We start from the raw sequence: 17,993 nt of genomic DNA, 5'->3' as shown, positions 1-17,993 counted from the left end.
TCAAAAAAAGAAAAAAACCACAACAATGTGTGGTTATAATAATTAAGTTGGTGACCCATGGGCGGCTCGAACGCCCGACACCCTGATTAAAAGTCAGATGCTCTACCAACTGAGCTAATGGGTCATATAAAATATTAAATTATTTTGTGTCTTCAAAGAATTGTGTAATACTCAAGTTTGCCTGACTAAGTGATTCACACCAAATGAAAAATTTGGGTTCTCTACTTATACCAACAAGAGCTAATGGGTCATATAAAATATTAAATTGTAATTTGTCTTCATGTAATTGCGTGATACTCAAGTTTGCCTGACTAAGTGATTCACACCAAATATAAAATTTGGGTTCTCTACGTATACCAACTGAGCTAATGGGTCATATAAAATATTAAATTATCGGGTACTTCCAATTAATTGAAATTGGCAGGGGTAGCAGGACTCGAACCTACGCATGCAAGAATCAAAATCTTGTGCCTTACCGACTTGGCCATACCCCTAAGACAAATCATAGTATAAAATGGGGTGGATAATGGGACTCGAACCCACAACATCCAGAATCACAATCTGGCGCTCTAACCGATTGAACTATACCCACCATAATGTTAAACCTTAGTCTGAAATGGTGCGCCTGAGAGGATTCGAACCTCTGGCACACGGCTTAGAAGGCCGTTGCTCTATCCTACTGAGCTACAGGCGCTCAAAATGTTCTTTACAAAAAAAAATGGAGCGGGTGAAGGGAATCGGACCCTCGCGACAAGCTTGGAAGGCTAGGGCTCTACCACTGAGCTACACCCGCAATGCCTCACTTAGAGACAAGTGTTAGTATACTTGAAATGACAATTATTGTCAAGGTGTTTTTTTATTTAGTCTTTCTTCTTATGTTTTGTGCTTTGTTTTATACTTTGTTTTGTTCTTTTATTCTTTACTTTGCTCAACTTGTCCGGCTTATATAAATAAAAAATAAAAAAAGCCGATTACATAGTTTTAATCCCAATGCCTTTCTTAAATATGTGCGCTGCAATTAAAAATGAACTGATGATCAAAGCAGCCGTTATAAGAACATGTATGTAGATATTGCCTTCACAAGCACCGATATAAGCATATCTTGCAATATTTACCAGAGGATAGATCGGGTTGATGTACTTAATACTGGATAATAAACCGGGTAGCTTAGAAACCTCGAAAAACACACCTCCCAAATAGGTAAGTGGCGTAATAACGATTGCCAGTACAAAATTCATTTTCTCAAAATTATCTAACATAAGGCCACATATTAAACCAATTGACGCAAAAACAAAAGATGTTGCAGTCAATGCCAGAATGAAAAATAACGGATATTCAATTTCATAACCAACAAAGAAAATAGTTGCAGCATAGGTCAGCAACCCCACCAAAACACCTCGAAACATTCCTCCAAAAACAAACGCCAGAATTTTTTCAATATTGGATATGGGATAGCTATTCAAATCCTGAATTGTATTCTGAAATTTTTGAGAGATGATTGAAAACGCCGGATTTTGAAAGGAGGCAAAAATTGCTCCCATTGTCGCTAAACCCGGCACGAGAAAGTGAAGATAGTTTACCCCATCAATGCCAACCTGCCTTGTTTGCAGCATTCCACCGAAAATAGCCAAATAAAGAATGTTCGTAATTAGAGGAGCAAGAACCGTCTGGACCGGAACCTTCATAAACCGGTGAATTTCTCTGTTTAAAAGGGTTATAAAACCTGTTCTGTTATAAAATATAAAACTTCTTTTCATACGTATCTCCTAATGATTAATAATATCTAAATAAATATCTTCCAGTTTTGGTTTTTCGACAATGAGATCGGTAAACGCCATATTTTTCATTGATAGCTTTTGAAAGACTTTTGACAAATCTTTTCTTAAAACCTTAAGTTTCAGATTTGTTTTTTCCTCTATTTGAGGGTGATATTCTTTTAAAAACTCAAAATCAGCAAGTTTCAGTTCAGAATCGAAATGAATTTCAACCACAATTTCCCTGGAAAAAGTCTCCATCAACTTCTCCTTCGGCTCATCTGCAATTATCCTGCCGCCATCGATGATAACAATTCGCTTACACAGTTTTTCTGCTTCTTCAATATAATGGGTTGTGAGTATGATTGTCGTTCCCGATTGATGCAGATTAATTAAAAAATCATACAAAGTATGCCGCATTTCAATATCGACTCCAGCAGTAGGCTCATCTAGAATGAGGATTTTTGGTTTATGAACAAGGGCCTTGGCTATTAAAAATCGTCTTCGCATCCCCCCGGAAAGATCTCGTAACCTGGCACTTCTTTTTTCAGTTAAATACAGAGCCTCCAGAAGCTCATCAATATATTCCTGATTATTCTTTATCCCGAAGTAACCGGATTGTTTTTTTAGAGCTTCATCAACGGTAAATATAAAGTCGTAGCCTGTATCCTGTGGCACAATACCAATGATTTTTTTTGTATCAAGCTCATTTTTATCAATGTCATACCCTCCGATTTTCACAGTACCCTTTGTCTTTTTCACATTACCTGCCAGCACATTAATTAAAGTGCTTTTCCCGGCACCATTTTGTCCCAGCAAGGCTGTAAATTCCCCTTCCATAATATCTAAATTTATATTTTTTAAGGCCTCTTTATTTCCTCGCTGATAGGTCTTTGATACATTAATAATACTCAGCATATGCTGCCTCCCTTTCTCATTTTTTGTTTCATTGTTCCAAAATAGTCCAGAACTTTCAGTTAAAAGTTCTGGACTATTTTAAAGAGATTTAAACTTATTTTTACTTTTATAGCATTACCGTTTTTAGTCCGAAAGCGGAAAGATTTTGCCCTTAATATCACCGTCTTTGGTGGTGGTAATCAGCCCGTAACTTTCTGGATCCCCCATTCGTGGTGCCCCAACTGACCCGGGGTTCATAATTAAAATTTGTCCATCATCGTAAACACAGGCCTTATGGGTGTGCCCAAAAAGAATCACCTGAGCGTTTTTTTTAAGCCCTGCATGATAAACCTGCTCGACACTGTTTTTGACCCCGTAGTGATGTCCATGGGTGGCAAAAAAGTTAAACCCACCAATGGTGGTTACTAAAAAAAAACTGCCATCTTCCGAATACCGATCCATGTTGCCTTTAAGAATATGAATGGGAATATTTGTCAGTGTGCGCAGATGTAACGCATCTTCAACATAGTCCCCCAGGTGTATGATCACATCCACGGCTCCCATTTGATCAAGTGCTTTTTTCAGAGCCGTTAAATTTCCATGACTGTCACTGACCACTCCAACTTTCATGATTCTCTCCTTAACTCTTTTAATCCTATAAGTATTTGCTAAATGCATAAACACAACCGTAAATTGCTTTGATGCCAGTTTTCAAAACCATCAGAAATCGCTTTGCGAATTTCTGATGGTTCGCGGGCAGTCGCCAACTACAAGCGAGCTTGTGATTGGCTCGTTGCCTTCGCGAAAACAATTTTGTAACGTATAGGCGAACAGTTCAACGAACTGTACGACGTATAGTGGAAAAATTGTTTCATGTAAACAGGCAGCGAAGCTCACGGTACTTTCGCAATTACCTAGCTATTCGTCCAGAAGAAAGATTTTTGTCTTTGCCACTGCGGCTGCGCGATGGCTCAATCTGTTTTTCTCTTCCTTAGTCATTTCTGCGAAAGATTTTCCTGTCGACCGGTGAATGAACAACGGATCATAACCAAAACCACCTTTGCCGCAATAATCAAAGGCAATTGTTCCCTGAACCTCACCACGGCAGATAATCTCATGGCCGTCAGGAAATATAATGGCAATTGCCGTTATAAAAGACGCTCCTCGTTTTTCCTTTGGCACCTCTTTCATGACTTCCAACAGTTTTTGATTGTTGGCAGCATCGTCCACATCTTCTCCGGCATAACGGGCTGAATAAATTCCCGGTGCTCCGTCCAGAAAATCTACGGATAACCCGGAGTCATCCCCCATTAGAATAATATCTTTTCCTTTTACAAAAGGCTTTAATGCCCGAACTTTAATAAGGGCATTTTCTTCAAAGGTCAAACCATCCTCGATAATGTCAATGTCTATTCCAAAATCCTTCATCGTCACAACGTCAAAGACGTTATCCAGTAAAGCTTTTATTTCTTTGGCCTTCTTCTGGTTTCCTGTGGCAAGTAAAATAGTTTTCATACATACTCCTATAGTGACAATTCCTTTTTTTGAAAAGCAATGAGCTCCTTAATACCTTCTTCTCCCAGGGCTAAAAGCTTTTGCAACTCTTCCTTTTTAAAAGGCCGTTCTTCTCCGGTGCCTTGAATTTCTATGATTTCACCGTCTATGGTCATGACCATATTCATATCAACCTCGGCGTTTGAATCCTCTTCATAACACAGGTCAATGATTACTTCGCCCTGATGAATTCCCACACTGGTAGCCGCCACAAAATTGGTAATCGGCAATTCTTTAATCACACCCTGGGCAACTAAACCCGACAGTGCATCATGAAGTGCCATAAAAGCGCCTGTAATGGCAGCGGTCCGGGTTCCTCCATCAGCCTGGATAACGTCACAATCCACCCATAGGGTGCGTTCTCCGAGTTTTTTCAAATCAACAATGGATCGCAGGCTGCGACCGATTAATCGTTGGATTTCCATGGTTCGTCCATCAATTTTCCCGCGATTTCTGTCCCGGCTTTTTCTGGTGTTGGTTGAGCCTGGCAGCATTTCATACTCAGCGGTAATCCATCCCTGTTTCTGTCCCTTTAAAAAATATGGCACCTTTTCTTCAATCATGACTGTACAGATGACCTTGGTGTCGCCCACTTCAACGAGCACTGAGCCCTGAGCATGTTTAATAAAATTTCGGGTCACTTTGATTGGGCGCAGTTCGTCTTTTCTTCGGCCATCGATGCGTTTATAGTCACCCTTTATTTCGTCTAAGTTTTCCATATATTATTTCTCTTTTCTTGATTCGATTATTGGAACTGTTATTATCCCAGGTGTTTCTTAACCACAGCGCGAATGATTTCATTGGCTACTGTTGGATTTGCCTGACCTTTGGTGGCCTTCATGACCTGTCCGGTAAGGAATCCATAGGCTTTTTCATTTCCTGATCCAATGTCTTCAACGGATTTCGGATTGGCTGTCACAATTTTTTCAATGATGGCTTCCAATTCGACCGTATCGCTCATTTGGGCAAGACCCTGTTTTTTGACAATATCTTCGGGATTTTTCCCGGTATTAAACATTTCTTTTAATACCTCTTTACCGCTGGTTCCGCTTATGGTGTTATTTTTAACCAATTTTAAAAGTTCTACCAGTTGAATCGGCGTAATTGAAATGTTTTCCATGGCTAATTCTTTTTCTTTTAGTAAGGGTGGAATTTCAACCATTAACCAGTTTGATATTTGTTTTGGTTCATTATAAAGCCCCACCGCCTCTTCAAAAAAAGCTGCCAGAACACCAGTGGCCGTGAGTACCCCGGCATCGTATTCTGGAAGTTTATATTCCTTGATATAACGGTGTTTTTTCGCCTCTGGCAGTTCGGGTAATGCTGCCTTTATTTTTGCAATATAGTCTTCTTCAATAATAATGGGTACCAGATCCGGTTCCGGGAAGTAGCGATAATCATGGGCTTCTTCTTTGCTTCGAAGTGATGAGGAAGCGCCTTTGGTATCATCCCATTTTCTGGTTTCCTGGATAATGACATGGCCCTTTTTCAACTCAACAATTTGTCGCTTGCTTTCATAATGAACCGCACGGACTAAAGCACGAAAGGAGTTAAGGTTTTTCATTTCGGTACGGGTTCCTAAAACAGTTTCTCCTTTTTCCCTCATGGAAATATTCACATCAAATCGCATCGAACCTTCCTGCATTTTACAGTCTGAAACCCCTGTATATTCTAAAATATTTCGGACCTTTTCGGCAAATGTTTTAGCTTCCTCGGCACTGCGCAAGTCAGGCTCTGATACAATTTCCACCAGTGGCACGCCGCAGCGATTCACATCGACTAAGGTGCCCTCAGCTGATTCATGAAGAAGCTTTCCGGCATCTTCTTCTATATGGATACGGGTAATCCCAATGTCTTTTTTAATACCATCCACTTCAATTTCTATGACACCGCCGGTGCAGATAGGAAGGTCAAACTGGGAGGTTTGATAAGCTTTCGGTAAATCCGGATAGAAATAATTTTTTCGATCCATTTTACTGTAGTGAGCAATTTCACAATTCAGAGCTAATCCCGCTCTTGTGGCATACTCCACAACCTTTTCGTTTAAAACAGGGAGCACTCCCGGCATTCCCAGACAAACAGGACAGGTATGGGTGTTTTCTTCTGCCCCAAACTCGGTGGGACAGGAGCAAAATATTTTTGATTTGGTCCCCAGCTCAACATGGATTTCCATGCCAATAACAATTTCATATTCCATGGTTTAGACCTCCCTTCCCAGTGGTGCTTTTAGATTTTTAAAATTGGTTTCATTCTCAAACGCCCAGGCCGCTTTTAAAATGGTTTTTTCACTTAAAACAGGGCCTAAAAGTTGCATGCCAATGGGCATTCCGCCATTATCCAAACCGCAGGGAATTGAGATCCCCGGGATTCCGGCAATATTCACCGGAACGGTGTAAATATCAGTGAGGTACATTTCCAGTGGGTTACTGGTTTTTTCTCCGATACCAAAGGCGGTGGTTGGTGATGTCGGTGTTAAAAGAACATCGCATCCCCCAAAGACTTGTTCAAAATCTTCTTTGATAAGGGTTCTTACCTGCATGGCTTTCTTATAATAGGCATCGTAATAACCTGAGCTGAGGGCATGGGTTCCCAGCATGATGCGACGTTTTACTTCTTCCCCAAAGCCCTGACTGCGGGTTTTACGATAAAGATCCACCAAACCATCATATTCTTCGGCCCGGTAACCATAGCGAATCCCATCGTAACGGGCCAGATTAGAGCTGGCTTCGGCAGATGAAATCAGGTAATAGGCGGAAAGAGCATAATCCAAATATTGGAAAGATACATCCACTATTTCGGCACCCATGGCCTTGTAAACAGCAATGGCATCTTCAAGACTTTTGCGGACCTCTGGCTGAAGACCTTCTCCAAAGAAGGCTTGGGCAACCCCGATTCGAAGACCCTTTACCCCTTGTTTCAGGTTTTTGGTATAATCCTTTTTCTCGATTTTTAATGAGGTTGTGTCTTTTTCATCGTGACCGACAATGGCATTCAGAACCAGAGCGCAATCTTCCACGTCTTTGGTAAATGGTCCAATTTGATCCAATGAGGATGCAAAAGCTACTAAACCATAACGCGATACTAAACCGTAGGTAGGCTTCATTCCCACCACACCACAAAAGGATGCCGGCTGACGAATGGATCCACCAGTATCTGAACCAAGGGTAAAAAAGGCAGTGTCCGACGCAACCGCAACCGCTGAACCGCCACTGGAGCCACCGGGAACCTTGGCTAAATCCCAGGGATTCTTAGTGATTTTATAGGCTGAGTTTTCTGTGGAAGACCCCATGGCAAACTCATCCATATTGGTTTTTCCTAACAAAACTCCACCTTCTTCAATGAGAAGATCATAGACATGGGCATTATAAGGGGGAATAAAATTATACAGCATTTTTGAAGCACAGGTGGTTAAAATTCCCTGGGTACAAAGGTTATCTTTGAGTCCATAGGGAATCCCCTCCAGTGGACTCTTCTTTTTTCTCGCTTTAAGCTTTTCATCCACAACCTTTGCATCGCGTAAGGCTTTCTCAGCTTGAACTCTTAAATAGGCATCGGTTGAACCTTCTACCGCATCAATACGGTTAACCACTGCCTGGGTCACCTCGGTGACGGTAACTTCTTTTTTCTTTAGAAGGTCATTTATTTCATGTATTGTTTTTTGACTTAATTCCATTTTTGCCTCCTATTCCATAACCCGGGGAACTTTAAAGCACCCGGCTTCGCTATCTGGTGCATTGGCCAGAGCCTGTTCATTGGTTAAACATGGTTTTACCACGTCCTCCCTGAAAACATTTTTTAATTCCAAAACATGTTCGGTGGCTTTGACCTTTGAGGTATCCAGCTCACTGAGGGTTTGGGCATAATCAAGTACAGCACCCAGTTGATCCGCCAGGGCTGTTACTTCGTCGGCTGTAAATTCTAAACGGGCAAGATTTGCCACGTAGGTAACATCTTCTCGTGTTAAACTCATATTATTTCCTTTCTCACAATCATATTCGGTTCAAAATTACCTCTTATTATAAATCAGAATCGCCATTGTTGACAAGGGATAAAAACTGGTTTTCATCTATGATTGTTATGCCCAATTCCCGGGCTTTTGTCTGTTTGGATCCTGGTTCTTCTCCGGCTAATACATAATCTGTTTTTTTACTGACGCTGGTGAATACTTTTCCGCCATTGGCTTCAATAAGTGCCGTCGCTTCACGGCGCTCCAGGGTTGGCAGTGTTCCGGTAAGCACAAATGTTTTTCCCTGAAGACTTTGGGATACCGTCTTACTTTCCTGGATCATATTAAGACCGTTTGCTTGAAGTCCCTTAATAATTGCAATATTTTTAGGGGTTTTAAAAAAATCAACAATTTCAGTGGCCATTTTTTCGCCAATATCGAAAATTGTTTTTAATTCCTCTATCTCTGCACGACTAAGGGCATCCATGGATTTAAAATGCTCTGCCAGAACCTTGGCGCCTCTGGCACCAACCAGGGGAATCCCCAAACCATAGATAACTCGTGATAATTCTCTATTCTTCGAATCTTCAATGGCCGCCAGAAGCTTTTCAACGGATTTTTCCCCTAGCTTTTCCAGCGTTACCAACACCTCTTTTTTTTCAGAAAGATGATAGATATCAACGGGATTAGCCACGAGATTTTTATCGATAAGTAATCGCAGCACACCAGGGCCCAATCCTTCAATGTTCATGGCATCCCGGGAGGTAAAGTGAATCAGCTTTCGAAAAACCTGTGCCGGACAGGCCATATTCACGCATTTTGTAACCGCCTCCCCTTCAATCCGAAAGGTTGGTTCTCCGCAGGCAGGACAGGTCCTGGGCATTTTGAAAGCCACTTCTTTTCCGGTGCGTTTTTCAAAAACAACATGATCAACTTCAGGAATGACATCACCCGCTTTTTGAATGACTACATAGTCTCCGATGCGAATGTCCTTGTCCCTTATATTATCTTCGTTATGAAGGGTTGCCCGGGCGATGACAGATCCTGCCAGAGTTACAGGATCAAGCTCTGCCACAGGAGTTAATGCCCCTGTTCTGCCTACCTGAACAGTAATCCCGTTTAATATGGTCTCTGCCTGATCCGGCGAAAATTTATAGGCAATGGCCCAGCGGGGACTTTTGGTGGTATTCCCTAAAAGTTCACGCTGTTCCAGGTTGTCCACTTTAATCACTAACCCATCAATTTCAAACAGAAGATTTCTGCGCTCCACTTCCATGATGCTCAGGTAATTAATAATATCTTCAATATCACTGAATTCTTTGACCTGGCTGGTTTTAAATCCTAACTCTTTTAAATAAGCCAGCGCCTGGGTATGGGTTTTTAGCCCGAGATTTTCCGGGGTTTCCAGATTGAAGATAAAAATATCCAGAGGCCGTGATGCCGTGAGCTTTGAATCAAGCTGACGAATCGCACCTGCAGCAGCATTTCTGGGATTGGCAAAAACAGTTTCATTTTCCAATAACCGGCGATGATTTAAATCTTCAAAATCTTTTTTCCCCATAAAAACTTCACCACGAACTTCCAGTGTGACTGCCTCTTTTAGTCGAAGAGGAATGGTTCGGACAGTTTTAAGATTGGATGTTACATTTTCTCCAACCTCCCCATCTCCCCGAGTCGCTCCTCGAACAAAAAGGCCATCCTCATAATTAAGAACAACCGTTAAACCATCAAACTTATATTCCACCACATAGGTTGCTTCAGGACAGGTTTGACGAACCCGTCGGTCAAAGTCTCTGAGATCCCCTGGATCAAAAGCATTACTTAAGCTGAGCTTTGGTCGGGTATAGGTCACTTTTTCAAAGCCTTCTGATGGTGTGCCCCCTACCCGCTGGGTTGGGGAATCGGTCGTTATCAGTTCAGGATGCCGGGTTTCAAGCTCAATGAGTGCCTGCATGAGCTTGTCATAATCATAATCCGATATTTTCGGGGCATCTTCAATATAATAGGCACGATTATGTGATTCAATTTCTTTTCTCAACTGATCTATTTTGGTAATATCCATTCGTTATTTCCAATCTTTTTAAAACCCTATTTTTGTTTTAAGCTTTTTCCACAAATCCAGGATCCATTTTTTTAATACCGACCCCGGGAAACGCAACGGAAATCATATTGTTTTTAACTTCAACCACAGTGCCGACACCAAATTTCTTATGCCGAACCTTGTCACTTAACCCGAAACTATTTTCTGTTATATGTCTGATCGCATGGGAAGATCGCCTTCTGATGGCAACCTTTGATTGAATAACCCGTTCGGAAAATGTTTTTTTCTTTCTCGATTCCTGGCTGTCAATCTCAGGCTTTCGTTCATAGCGCTGCTTATTTTCAACACAAACCTCTTCGGGGATTTCTTTAAGAAAACGGGATGGTGCCTGGAGTTGTTTCCTGCCATAGAGATTTCGTTCTGCGGCCCATGAAATGTAAAGACGTTTCATGGCACGGGTAATCCCCACATAGCAGATCCGGCGTTCTTCTTCAATTTCATCCGGAGAGTCCATGGCCCGACCATGGGGGAATATCCCTTCTTCCAGACCTGGTAAAAACACGATTGGGAATTCCAGTCCTTTAGCATTATGCAACGTCATTAAAAGCACTTTTCCTTCATCCCCATCATATTTGTCGGTTTCTGAGGATAAAGCAACCGTTTCTAGGTAAGCACTCAAGCTTTGATCATCACTGTTCTTTTCAAATTCAGTGGCAGAAGATACCAATTCCTGGAGATTTTCTAAACGGCTTTCACCCTTATCCATTTTCCCAAGCTCCAGCATTTCAATATAACCGGATTTTTCGATTACCCCGGTAATGAGCGCACTCAAACTGGCATCTGTCTTCAGTTCAGAAAGTTCAGTCATTAACTCACTAAAGGCCCTTACTTTATTTCTGACACTGGGACTCAGTTCTGGTATTTCTTCCACATGATGAAAGGCTTCCATGAGGCTGAAACTCTTAAATGCTGCATATTCTCCGATTTTATCAATGGTTGCGGCACCGATACCGCGTTTAGGTACATTGACTATTCGCAGGAATCCAATGTTGTCTTTAGGATTGCTTAAAACATTCAGGTAAGCAATGACGTCCTTAATTTCCAGCCTGGAGTAAAACCCGGTACCTCCAATGAGCTGGAAGGGGAGGTCTTCACGCATCAGGGCTTCTTCAAATAATCGGGACTGGGCATTGGTACGATATAAAATAGCAAAATCGCCATAAATCCCATTCCCTTCGGTGACAGTGGTTTTGATTTCGTCAACAATAAACCGGGCTTCATCATACCCCTGATTAAAGGAAGAGATCATGATTTTTTCATCCCCGGTGTTTTTGGTCCACAACGCTTTTTCTTTTCGTCCGGTATTCTTGGAGATAACGCTGTTGGCGCCATCTAAAATCACTTGGGTGGAGCGATAGTTTTCTTCTAACTTAATAATTTTCGCGCCCTTATAATCCTTTTCAAAATCAAGAATATTATTAATATCTGCTCCCCGCCAGCCATAAATACTTTGATCATCATCGCCGCAAACGCAAAGATTATTATATTTTGCGGCTAACATATTAACCAGCTCATATTGACTGTGATTTGTATCCTGGTATTCATCCACCAATATAAACTTGAATTTGTTCTGATATTGTTCAAGAATTTCCGGAAAGCCTTTAAATAATACCAGAGTATTATAGATAAGGTCATCAAAATCCATGGCGTTGTTTGCCTTAAGACTTTCCTGGTAACGCCTGTAATAGAGGCCAACTTTTTCTTTTCTGTAATCTTCGGCATTTTCTTTGATATAGGCTTCCGGGCTCACAAAATTATTTTTAGCCGTTGAAACCTCATTGCCAACATACTGGTAGGTATAATATTTATCATTTAATTCCAGTTCCTTAACCAGAGTCTTATATAAACGTTTTTGATCATCCATATCGTATATAACAAAATTATCATCATATCCAAGCCATTGGCTGTGAATTCGCATAATTCTGGCACACATCGCATGAAATGTGGACATCCAAATGCGCTTGCTGTCTTCAATCTCCATTTTTGCAATACGTTCCCGCATTTCGCCGGCGGCCTTATTGGTAAAGGTAATGGCTAATATCTGGGAAGGCCATGCCTGGCCTGTTTCTATAATATGGGCAATACGGTGGATAATGGTTCGTGTTTTACCAGATCCTGCCCCTGCTAATATGAGCAAAGGCCCGTTAATGGTTTCTGCTGCTTCTCTTTGTCGACTATTTAATCCGTCTAATAAACTCATAAATCCTCCAGTTTCCTTAATTTTAAACCTAATCTCCTAATAACTTTTTAAAGCCTTGTCCATTGCGTCCGAATTTATTCACGATTCAACCAGGACATTCGTTAAAATGAAACGTCAGTTTTTCATCCTAACTTGCCTTATGGGGAATAAATGCTTCTGGGCCAATAAAGGCCCGATTTTTCCGGGGAAATAAATTCATTCGCTTAATTTCCCCCATCACCATTAAAATTCAAGGTTACTTTTGTCCCCTTATTTTCTTCACTTTCAATGATAATTTCACCGTGATGCTCATCCACAATCCACCTGGCAATGGATAAACCCAGGCCAGTACCACCTTCAGTTCGGGAACGGGCCTTATCCACCCGGTAAAACCGCTGAAATACATGATCAATTTCATTGGTCGGAATGCCAATGCCCTGGTCCTTTACCTCTACGGTTAGCCCCTGGGTGGTGCGTTTTCCTACCATTCGAATCGATTGGTTCTCATTGCTGTACTTGATGGCATTATCCAAAAGGATAACCAGCAGCTGGGTGATCTGCTTTTCATCTCCGGTCATGATTAAATCATCTTCCAGAGTGTTAATAAAATGGATCCCTTTTTTTCCAGCCAAGGGTGCCATTTTTTCTGTTACATCCTTAATCAGATAAGTCAAATCAAGGGGTTCCCGGAAAACAACCACATCCCCGCAATCCGCTCTGGCCAAAAACATGAGATCCTCAACAATGCGATGCATCCGCTTAACCTCGTCATAGGCATTGTCCACCCAGATCATCTGGCTATTTACGGTTTCTTCACCAGACGCCTTGACAACCTCAAGATTGGTCTGAATCACTGCAATGGGAGTTCTGAGCTCATGGGAAGCATCTGCTAAAAATTCCTGTTGCCGTTTAACATTCTTTTTAATGGGAATCAAGGAACGTCCTGATAAAAAATAACCGCCTAAAAAAGACAGGGAAGCCCCTACCAGTGCAGTAACGCCAATCATTCGAAAGGCATTGTCCAGAAGATTTCGTGCCGGTTCCATATTTTTCATGGCTTGAATAATTTTCAATTCACCATTTTTATTGACCACCATATAGGTGCAGACTTTATAGTCCGTTTCGCCACTCTTATAATTGCTGATGAGGTAACGGTCGCGGTTTTCGTTAAAATAATGAATAGCAATCTGAATGAGCTGATTTTCTTCCATCGGGATTGAAGGTGATTTATCTAATACCTTATAGTTTTGATTGAAAATAGCATAGGAGATATTGTTTTTAATAAGGCTTTGGGTATATTCAGCATAGCCTTGCTTCTCTTCTTCCGTGACATTTTGACTGTTCTGTTGCCTTTCAAGGTATTCAACATTATTTGCAAGCTGGGAGCAATAGATTTTAAGGTTATTGTTTTCATTTGTTTCAATATCAATACTGAGTATCACATAGAGAAAAATTGATATAAATAAGAGGAGCCCAATCAGGACTCCCGTGTTCATTAATGTAAGATTGATTCTTAGTTTATTAAGGCTTGGCATTCTCCTTCTCCTTTAACACATACCCTAAGCCCCGAATTGTCTTAATGTATACCTTGGATTTATCCAGCTTTTTTCTTAAATAGTGGACATAAATTTCAACACTATTCTCCATGGCCAGACTTTCAATGCCCCAAATACGATCCAGAATCTGTTCCTTGGAAATAGTCATTCCCGGATTTCTGATAAACATTTCCAAGAGTTGGGCTTCTTTAGCAGTTAGCTTATTTAAATTGCCATCCACGTAAAGTTCGCCGGTATTAATGTTTAAGGATATATTTACAAAATGAATCACATTATCCTGATATACTTCCCAGGGACGTCGCCCCAGGGCTCGAACCCTTGCCACTAATTCCTCGGTGTCAAAGGGTTTTACAAGATAATCATCCGCACCCATGTTAAGGCCATTGACTTTATCCTGGGTGTTGTCCATGGCGGTTAACAGTAAAATAGGCACATTTTTCCCGGATTCTCTAATAGCGCTGAGAATTTCCAACCCGGTCATGCCAGGTAGCATAATATCAAGAATGATGACATCATAAACATCATTCTCACTTAAAAGTTTTCCCTCGATGCCATCGTTAACCACATCCACTAAGATTTTGTTTTTTTCAAAGATTTTCCCAAGCGCAGCTGCCAGGGGCTTTTCATCTTCTACCAAGAGAACACGCATCGATTTCCAACTCCTTTTTCCTGAAATTAATTCTTATTACTTTTCTGCCGGAAAAACTTTTTCTAATAATTCATTCATCGGAAGCATATCGCCTTTATTTTTTGGTTCTTCCACAACTCGGCGACATTCCAGGAAGATTCTGACTGCACCTTCATAATTATCTAAAAAATTATCTGATGGCAAAATACCGCGATCCATCAAATGATAAATGAAAAGGCCCATATAATAAACCTTGTCCGGCTCAATATTTTTTAATTTAACATATCTGAAAAAGGCTGAAAGCGTATTATCTCCTTTTTCTAATATTTCACCGGCAATGCGCACCCATTCTTCAGATAAGGTTTCTGTTACAGCCTCATTCCAACTAACCCATAAAATAGCCTTTGCCACTGATTCCTCATTGATATCCAGGGATTCCTGACAGGCAATTGCCGCTTCATTAAATGCTTCAATGATTTTAGGGGCATAGTTAAGTGTCCCAAGGGCATAATTTTTTCTCAGGCCAACCCCAGTTTCGATGACTTTATTCAGTAAGAGGTCACTTTTCTGGAGTTCTTTTTGAATGACATACCACTCATCATAAATACAATAGGGCAAGTATCCGTGATCTGCAAAAATATGATTGACAATACGCCTTACCTCTAAATACTTTTCCCGTTTCCCCTGAATCTCTTTTTGTTTTTTTAAGAAGCTTTCCATTTGAAAATAAAGATTATGCCGCTCAAAAAATCGTTCCATTTGAATAATGGTTTCTGGTTCTTCACTGTAGAAAATCAGCTCATCAAGGTCGCGATAATCATCTTCCTGGTTCCGGCCATTGTTCATAATCAATTGGAGATATTGTTTGCCTTCATAAGTCACCCGATTACAAGGATGATAGAGCCCGTTCGGGAAGGTTTCGGTATAGACAAAGAAAACCTGTCGGCTTCGCTGGAAATAAATGATATAACCCTTGGTCGTAAAAAATCCCCAGCCGGTGTCACTGGCCTTATTTCCATGCTTTACACTGAATCCTTCGGTGTAAAGGCAGTTTTTCAACAGATAGGTTACAATTTTATCGTCGTTATCAATCCCCATGTTGCGAAGATTCTGCCTGTAATAGGCCCAAAGCAGCTCAATGGTTGTTCCCTTTGGATCAAACAGCGCTTCCAGTGAAAACATTTTCTGACTTTTGAGATTTTTAACAATACATAAAAGCAGACAGTCCAGATGAATGGCTTCAATGAATTCCCCGGGCTTGAGCTTTTCAATATCTTCCAGTACGCGGTCGTTAAAATATTCCAGGCTATCCTTTTTCAGCTTATCCTGAAGCTTTACTGTCTTCTGATTAAATCGATCCAAGGCGTTGGCGATGGAAAACATTGTTTTTTCTGACAAAAGAGTGATGGTAACATGTTTTATATTATCTTGATGATAATATACATTTTTCAAAATTATTTCATTTATAATTTCAGACGCTTCGACCTGGTAATCCACCAGGGTTTCTCTTGAAATTGGAATGTAGATAAGGTTCGGACTTTCAATGGTTTGAATGATCAGGCCCCTACGACTCATAAATACATTAGCTTTAATGAGTTCGTCGTCTTCTCCGCAATTTATTTCAACTTCTTGAAGGTAAAGTTCGTTTTGAATCATGTATGCCATAAAATTCCGAACTGTTTGCAAACCAAGCGCCTTTAACTTTTCTTCAAAGCCATAAATCAGGATCTTATAAACAATTCTGACGATATCCTTTTGTTTATCGATGGTTCCGTTTTCCGAACGTTTAATGATGGTTTGATTTAAGCTTGTTTTTGAATCAAAAAAGTCAGGTTCCACTGAAAAAAGGGCTTCCACCGCCAGTAAGATAAGCAGGTCGACATCAATGGAATCCATGCCATTCTTCTGGACATCCTTATTGTTGTTAAGGTTAGTCATCATCCACTGAACCATGTCATCGATTTTGCCAACCCCATTTTTGATAATCCCATGACAATCTTTACAAAGAGCTTCATATTTAATATCTAATTTTTCATTTTCTATCTTATAGCTTCGTTCAAAAAAACCGATCGTTTTTTCGCATTTTTCACAAGGCTTTTTCATTTCTCTCAATCCTCCCAATAAGTTGTGCTCAAAAACAATTTTAAAACAGGTTTTGCAAAACTGCTTCTTCACAGTTTCCGCCCATTGTAATAATTGTCCCACCTATAGTTTAACATAAAACTTCGGATTTTTTCAAAAAAAGATTAAAGAGCAAACTAAATTCAGCCTGCTCTTTAACTTTTTAAGAATGTTGATTATATCATTTCCACGCAATCAATGGTTGCTCCGCCCAGACAGATGTTCCCCTGATAAAGAACAACCTCCTGACCTGGTGTAACCGCTTTTTGTGGTTCGTCAAATGCCACAAAAAGTCGATCATCAGTCACATGAACAGAAACCCCTTGATCAGACTGACGATATCGGAATTTCGCCGTACATTTAAATTCGTTTGCAGGTGGCCCGCCTGCCACCCAACTCATTTCGGTGGCTTCTAAGGATTTTGAATAAAGCGCTGGGTGGGAATCCCCCTGGACAACCACCAGTTCATTTTTATCTAAATCCTTATGCACAACAAACCATGGTTCCCCAGTTCCCTGACCGCCAATTCCTAAACCTTTTCGTTGGCCCAGAGTGTAATACATCAGACCCTGATGGATGCCTTTTACATTTCCGGCGAGATCCACAATGTTGCCAGGGTGTGCCGGTAAGTACTGGCTCAGAAATTGGGTAAAATTTCGTTCTCCAATAAAACAGATGCCGGTAGAATCCTTTTTCTTTGCCGTTGACAAATTATTCTCAATCGCAATGCGACGAACTTCCTGTTTTGAAAGATGTCCAATAGGAAACATCACATTGGAAAGTTCCTTCTGTCCTAACTGACAGAGAAAATAGGTTTGATCCTTGTTATGGTCAAAAGCCCGTTTTAAACGGTATTGCTCATTCACAAAATCGATTTGGGCATAATGCCCTGTTGCCAGATAATCCCCACCAACCACATTAATGGCATAATCCAAAAATCGATTGAATTTAATCTCCTGATTACACATTACATCAGGGTTAGGGGTTCGGCCTTTTTTATATTCTTCCAGAAAAAACGAAAAAACAGAATCATAATATTCCTTGGCAAAATTGACTGTATAGTAGGGAATATCAATGGCATCGCATACACGTCTGACATCATCATAATCCTCAGTGGCGGTACACAAACCTGATTCTTCTTCTTCCTCCCAATTTTTCATAAAAACGCCGACGACTTCATATCCACGTTCTTTTAAAAGGAGTGCAGCAACCGAGGAATCGACCCCTCCTGACATGCCTACAACGATTTTCATGTTT

At 40.8% G+C, this 17,993-nt stretch carries 14 protein-coding genes and 5 tRNA genes; all 19 read right to left on the bottom strand.

Going from position 1 to position 17,993, the window contains the following annotated elements; all coding sequences use genetic code 11:
- Positions 1 to 48: 48 nt before the first annotated feature.
- A tRNA-Lys gene (locus tag VIK44_RS10615) sits at positions 49 to 124 on the bottom strand.
- Positions 125 to 418: 294 nt separating this feature from the next.
- Positions 419 to 494, bottom strand: a tRNA-Gln gene (locus VIK44_RS10610).
- Between the two features lie 21 nt (positions 495 to 515).
- Positions 516 to 592 (bottom strand) — tRNA-His (locus VIK44_RS10605).
- Positions 593 to 617: 25 nt separating this feature from the next.
- A tRNA-Arg gene (locus VIK44_RS10600) sits at positions 618 to 694 on the bottom strand.
- A 25-nt stretch (positions 695 to 719) separates the two neighbouring features.
- A tRNA-Gly gene (locus tag VIK44_RS10595) sits at positions 720 to 793 on the bottom strand.
- A 178-nt stretch (positions 794 to 971) separates the two neighbouring features.
- Positions 972 to 1,757: an ABC transporter permease gene (locus tag VIK44_RS10590; RefSeq protein ID WP_331553875.1), complete on the bottom strand. Its 786-nt coding sequence runs from the start codon at positions 1,755 to 1,757 to the stop codon at positions 972 to 974.
- Between the two features lie 9 nt (positions 1,758 to 1,766).
- The gene (locus tag VIK44_RS10585; RefSeq protein WP_331553874.1) at positions 1,767 to 2,672 is read right to left on the bottom strand and encodes an ABC transporter ATP-binding protein; all 906 of its coding nucleotides are present in this window, start codon (positions 2,670 to 2,672) and stop codon (positions 1,767 to 1,769) included.
- Positions 2,673 to 2,795: 123 nt separating this feature from the next.
- Entirely contained in the window at positions 2,796 to 3,281 is a 486-nt protein-coding gene (locus tag VIK44_RS10580; RefSeq protein ID WP_331553873.1) for a metallophosphoesterase, read from the bottom strand.
- Between the two features lie 288 nt (positions 3,282 to 3,569).
- A complete protein-coding gene (gene rdgB, locus VIK44_RS10575) occupies positions 3,570 to 4,166 on the bottom strand; it encodes an RdgB/HAM1 family non-canonical purine NTP pyrophosphatase (RefSeq protein WP_331553872.1) in 597 nt (198 codons plus the stop codon).
- An 8-nt stretch (positions 4,167 to 4,174) separates the two neighbouring features.
- Positions 4,175 to 4,924, bottom strand: a complete 750-nt coding sequence (gene rph, locus VIK44_RS10570; RefSeq protein ID WP_331553871.1) for a ribonuclease PH — start codon at positions 4,922 to 4,924, stop codon at positions 4,175 to 4,177.
- 41 nt (positions 4,925 to 4,965) lie between these two features.
- Complete coding sequence (gatB, locus tag VIK44_RS10565; RefSeq protein ID WP_331553870.1) at positions 4,966 to 6,402, bottom strand: Asp-tRNA(Asn)/Glu-tRNA(Gln) amidotransferase subunit GatB; 1,437 nt, start codon at positions 6,400 to 6,402, stop codon at positions 4,966 to 4,968.
- Between the two features lie 3 nt (positions 6,403 to 6,405).
- Positions 6,406 to 7,878, bottom strand: coding sequence for an Asp-tRNA(Asn)/Glu-tRNA(Gln) amidotransferase subunit GatA (gene gatA / locus VIK44_RS10560; protein ID WP_331553869.1), 1,473 nt, complete (start codon positions 7,876 to 7,878; stop codon positions 6,406 to 6,408).
- 9 nt (positions 7,879 to 7,887) lie between these two features.
- A complete protein-coding gene (gene gatC, locus VIK44_RS10555) occupies positions 7,888 to 8,175 on the bottom strand; it encodes an Asp-tRNA(Asn)/Glu-tRNA(Gln) amidotransferase subunit GatC (protein WP_331553868.1) in 288 nt (95 codons plus the stop codon).
- A 46-nt stretch (positions 8,176 to 8,221) separates the two neighbouring features.
- Positions 8,222 to 10,213 (bottom strand): NAD-dependent DNA ligase LigA, encoded by a 1,992-nt coding sequence (gene ligA, locus VIK44_RS10550; RefSeq protein WP_331553867.1) that lies wholly within the window; start codon positions 10,211 to 10,213, stop codon positions 8,222 to 8,224.
- Between the two features lie 37 nt (positions 10,214 to 10,250).
- Entirely contained in the window at positions 10,251 to 12,452 is a 2,202-nt protein-coding gene (locus VIK44_RS10545) for an ATP-dependent helicase (protein ID WP_331553866.1), read from the bottom strand.
- A 203-nt stretch (positions 12,453 to 12,655) separates the two neighbouring features.
- Entirely contained in the window at positions 12,656 to 13,966 is a 1,311-nt protein-coding gene (locus VIK44_RS10540; RefSeq protein WP_331553865.1) for a sensor histidine kinase, read from the bottom strand.
- A complete protein-coding gene (locus VIK44_RS10535; protein WP_331553864.1) occupies positions 13,953 to 14,636 on the bottom strand; it encodes a response regulator transcription factor in 684 nt (227 codons plus the stop codon). Before VIK44_RS10535 ends, VIK44_RS10540 begins: the two co-directional genes overlap by 14 nt.
- Before the next feature lie 36 nt (positions 14,637 to 14,672).
- A complete protein-coding gene (locus tag VIK44_RS10530) occupies positions 14,673 to 16,718 on the bottom strand; it encodes a hypothetical protein (protein WP_331553863.1) in 2,046 nt (681 codons plus the stop codon).
- 194 nt (positions 16,719 to 16,912) lie between these two features.
- A complete protein-coding gene (gene mnmA / locus VIK44_RS10525; RefSeq protein ID WP_331553862.1) occupies positions 16,913 to 17,989 on the bottom strand; it encodes a tRNA 2-thiouridine(34) synthase MnmA in 1,077 nt (358 codons plus the stop codon).
- Positions 17,990 to 17,993: the final 4 nt, after the last annotated feature.

Origin of the sequence: Acetobacterium sp. (assembly GCF_036508315.1) — a bacterium.
In the GTDB taxonomy this organism is placed as follows: domain Bacteria; phylum Bacillota; class Clostridia; order Eubacteriales; family Eubacteriaceae; genus Acetobacterium.
The sequence above is the reverse complement of the archived record's forward strand: the minus strand, read 5'-3'. Positions and strand labels throughout refer to the sequence as shown.

Coding starts and splice junctions, on each gene's coding strand:
- VIK44_RS10590 (WP_331553875.1), bottom strand. CDS start 1,757: ATGAAAAGAAGTTTTATATTTTATAACAGAACAGGTTTTATAACCCTT.
- VIK44_RS10585 (WP_331553874.1), bottom strand. CDS start 2,672: ATGCTGAGTATTATTAATGTATCAAAGACCTATCAGCGAGGAAATAAA.
- VIK44_RS10580 (WP_331553873.1), bottom strand. CDS start 3,281: ATGAAAGTTGGAGTGGTCAGTGACAGTCATGGAAATTTAACGGCTCTG.
- rdgB (WP_331553872.1), bottom strand. CDS start 4,166: ATGAAAACTATTTTACTTGCCACAGGAAACCAGAAGAAGGCCAAAGAA.
- rph (WP_331553871.1), bottom strand. CDS start 4,924: ATGGAAAACTTAGACGAAATAAAGGGTGACTATAAACGCATCGATGGC.
- gatB (WP_331553870.1), bottom strand. CDS start 6,402: ATGGAATATGAAATTGTTATTGGCATGGAAATCCATGTTGAGCTGGGG.
- gatA (WP_331553869.1), bottom strand. CDS start 7,878: ATGGAATTAAGTCAAAAAACAATACATGAAATAAATGACCTTCTAAAG.
- gatC (WP_331553868.1), bottom strand. CDS start 8,175: ATGAGTTTAACACGAGAAGATGTTACCTACGTGGCAAATCTTGCCCGT.
- ligA (WP_331553867.1), bottom strand. CDS start 10,213: ATGGATATTACCAAAATAGATCAGTTGAGAAAAGAAATTGAATCACAT.
- VIK44_RS10545 (WP_331553866.1), bottom strand. CDS start 12,452: ATGAGTTTATTAGACGGATTAAATAGTCGACAAAGAGAAGCAGCAGAA.
- VIK44_RS10540 (WP_331553865.1), bottom strand. CDS start 13,966: ATGCCAAGCCTTAATAAACTAAGAATCAATCTTACATTAATGAACACG.
- VIK44_RS10535 (WP_331553864.1), bottom strand. CDS start 14,636: ATGCGTGTTCTCTTGGTAGAAGATGAAAAGCCCCTGGCAGCTGCGCTT.
- VIK44_RS10530 (WP_331553863.1), bottom strand. CDS start 16,718: ATGAAAAAGCCTTGTGAAAAATGCGAAAAAACGATCGGTTTTTTTGAA.
- mnmA (WP_331553862.1), bottom strand. CDS start 17,989: ATGAAAATCGTTGTAGGCATGTCAGGAGGGGTCGATTCCTCGGTTGCT.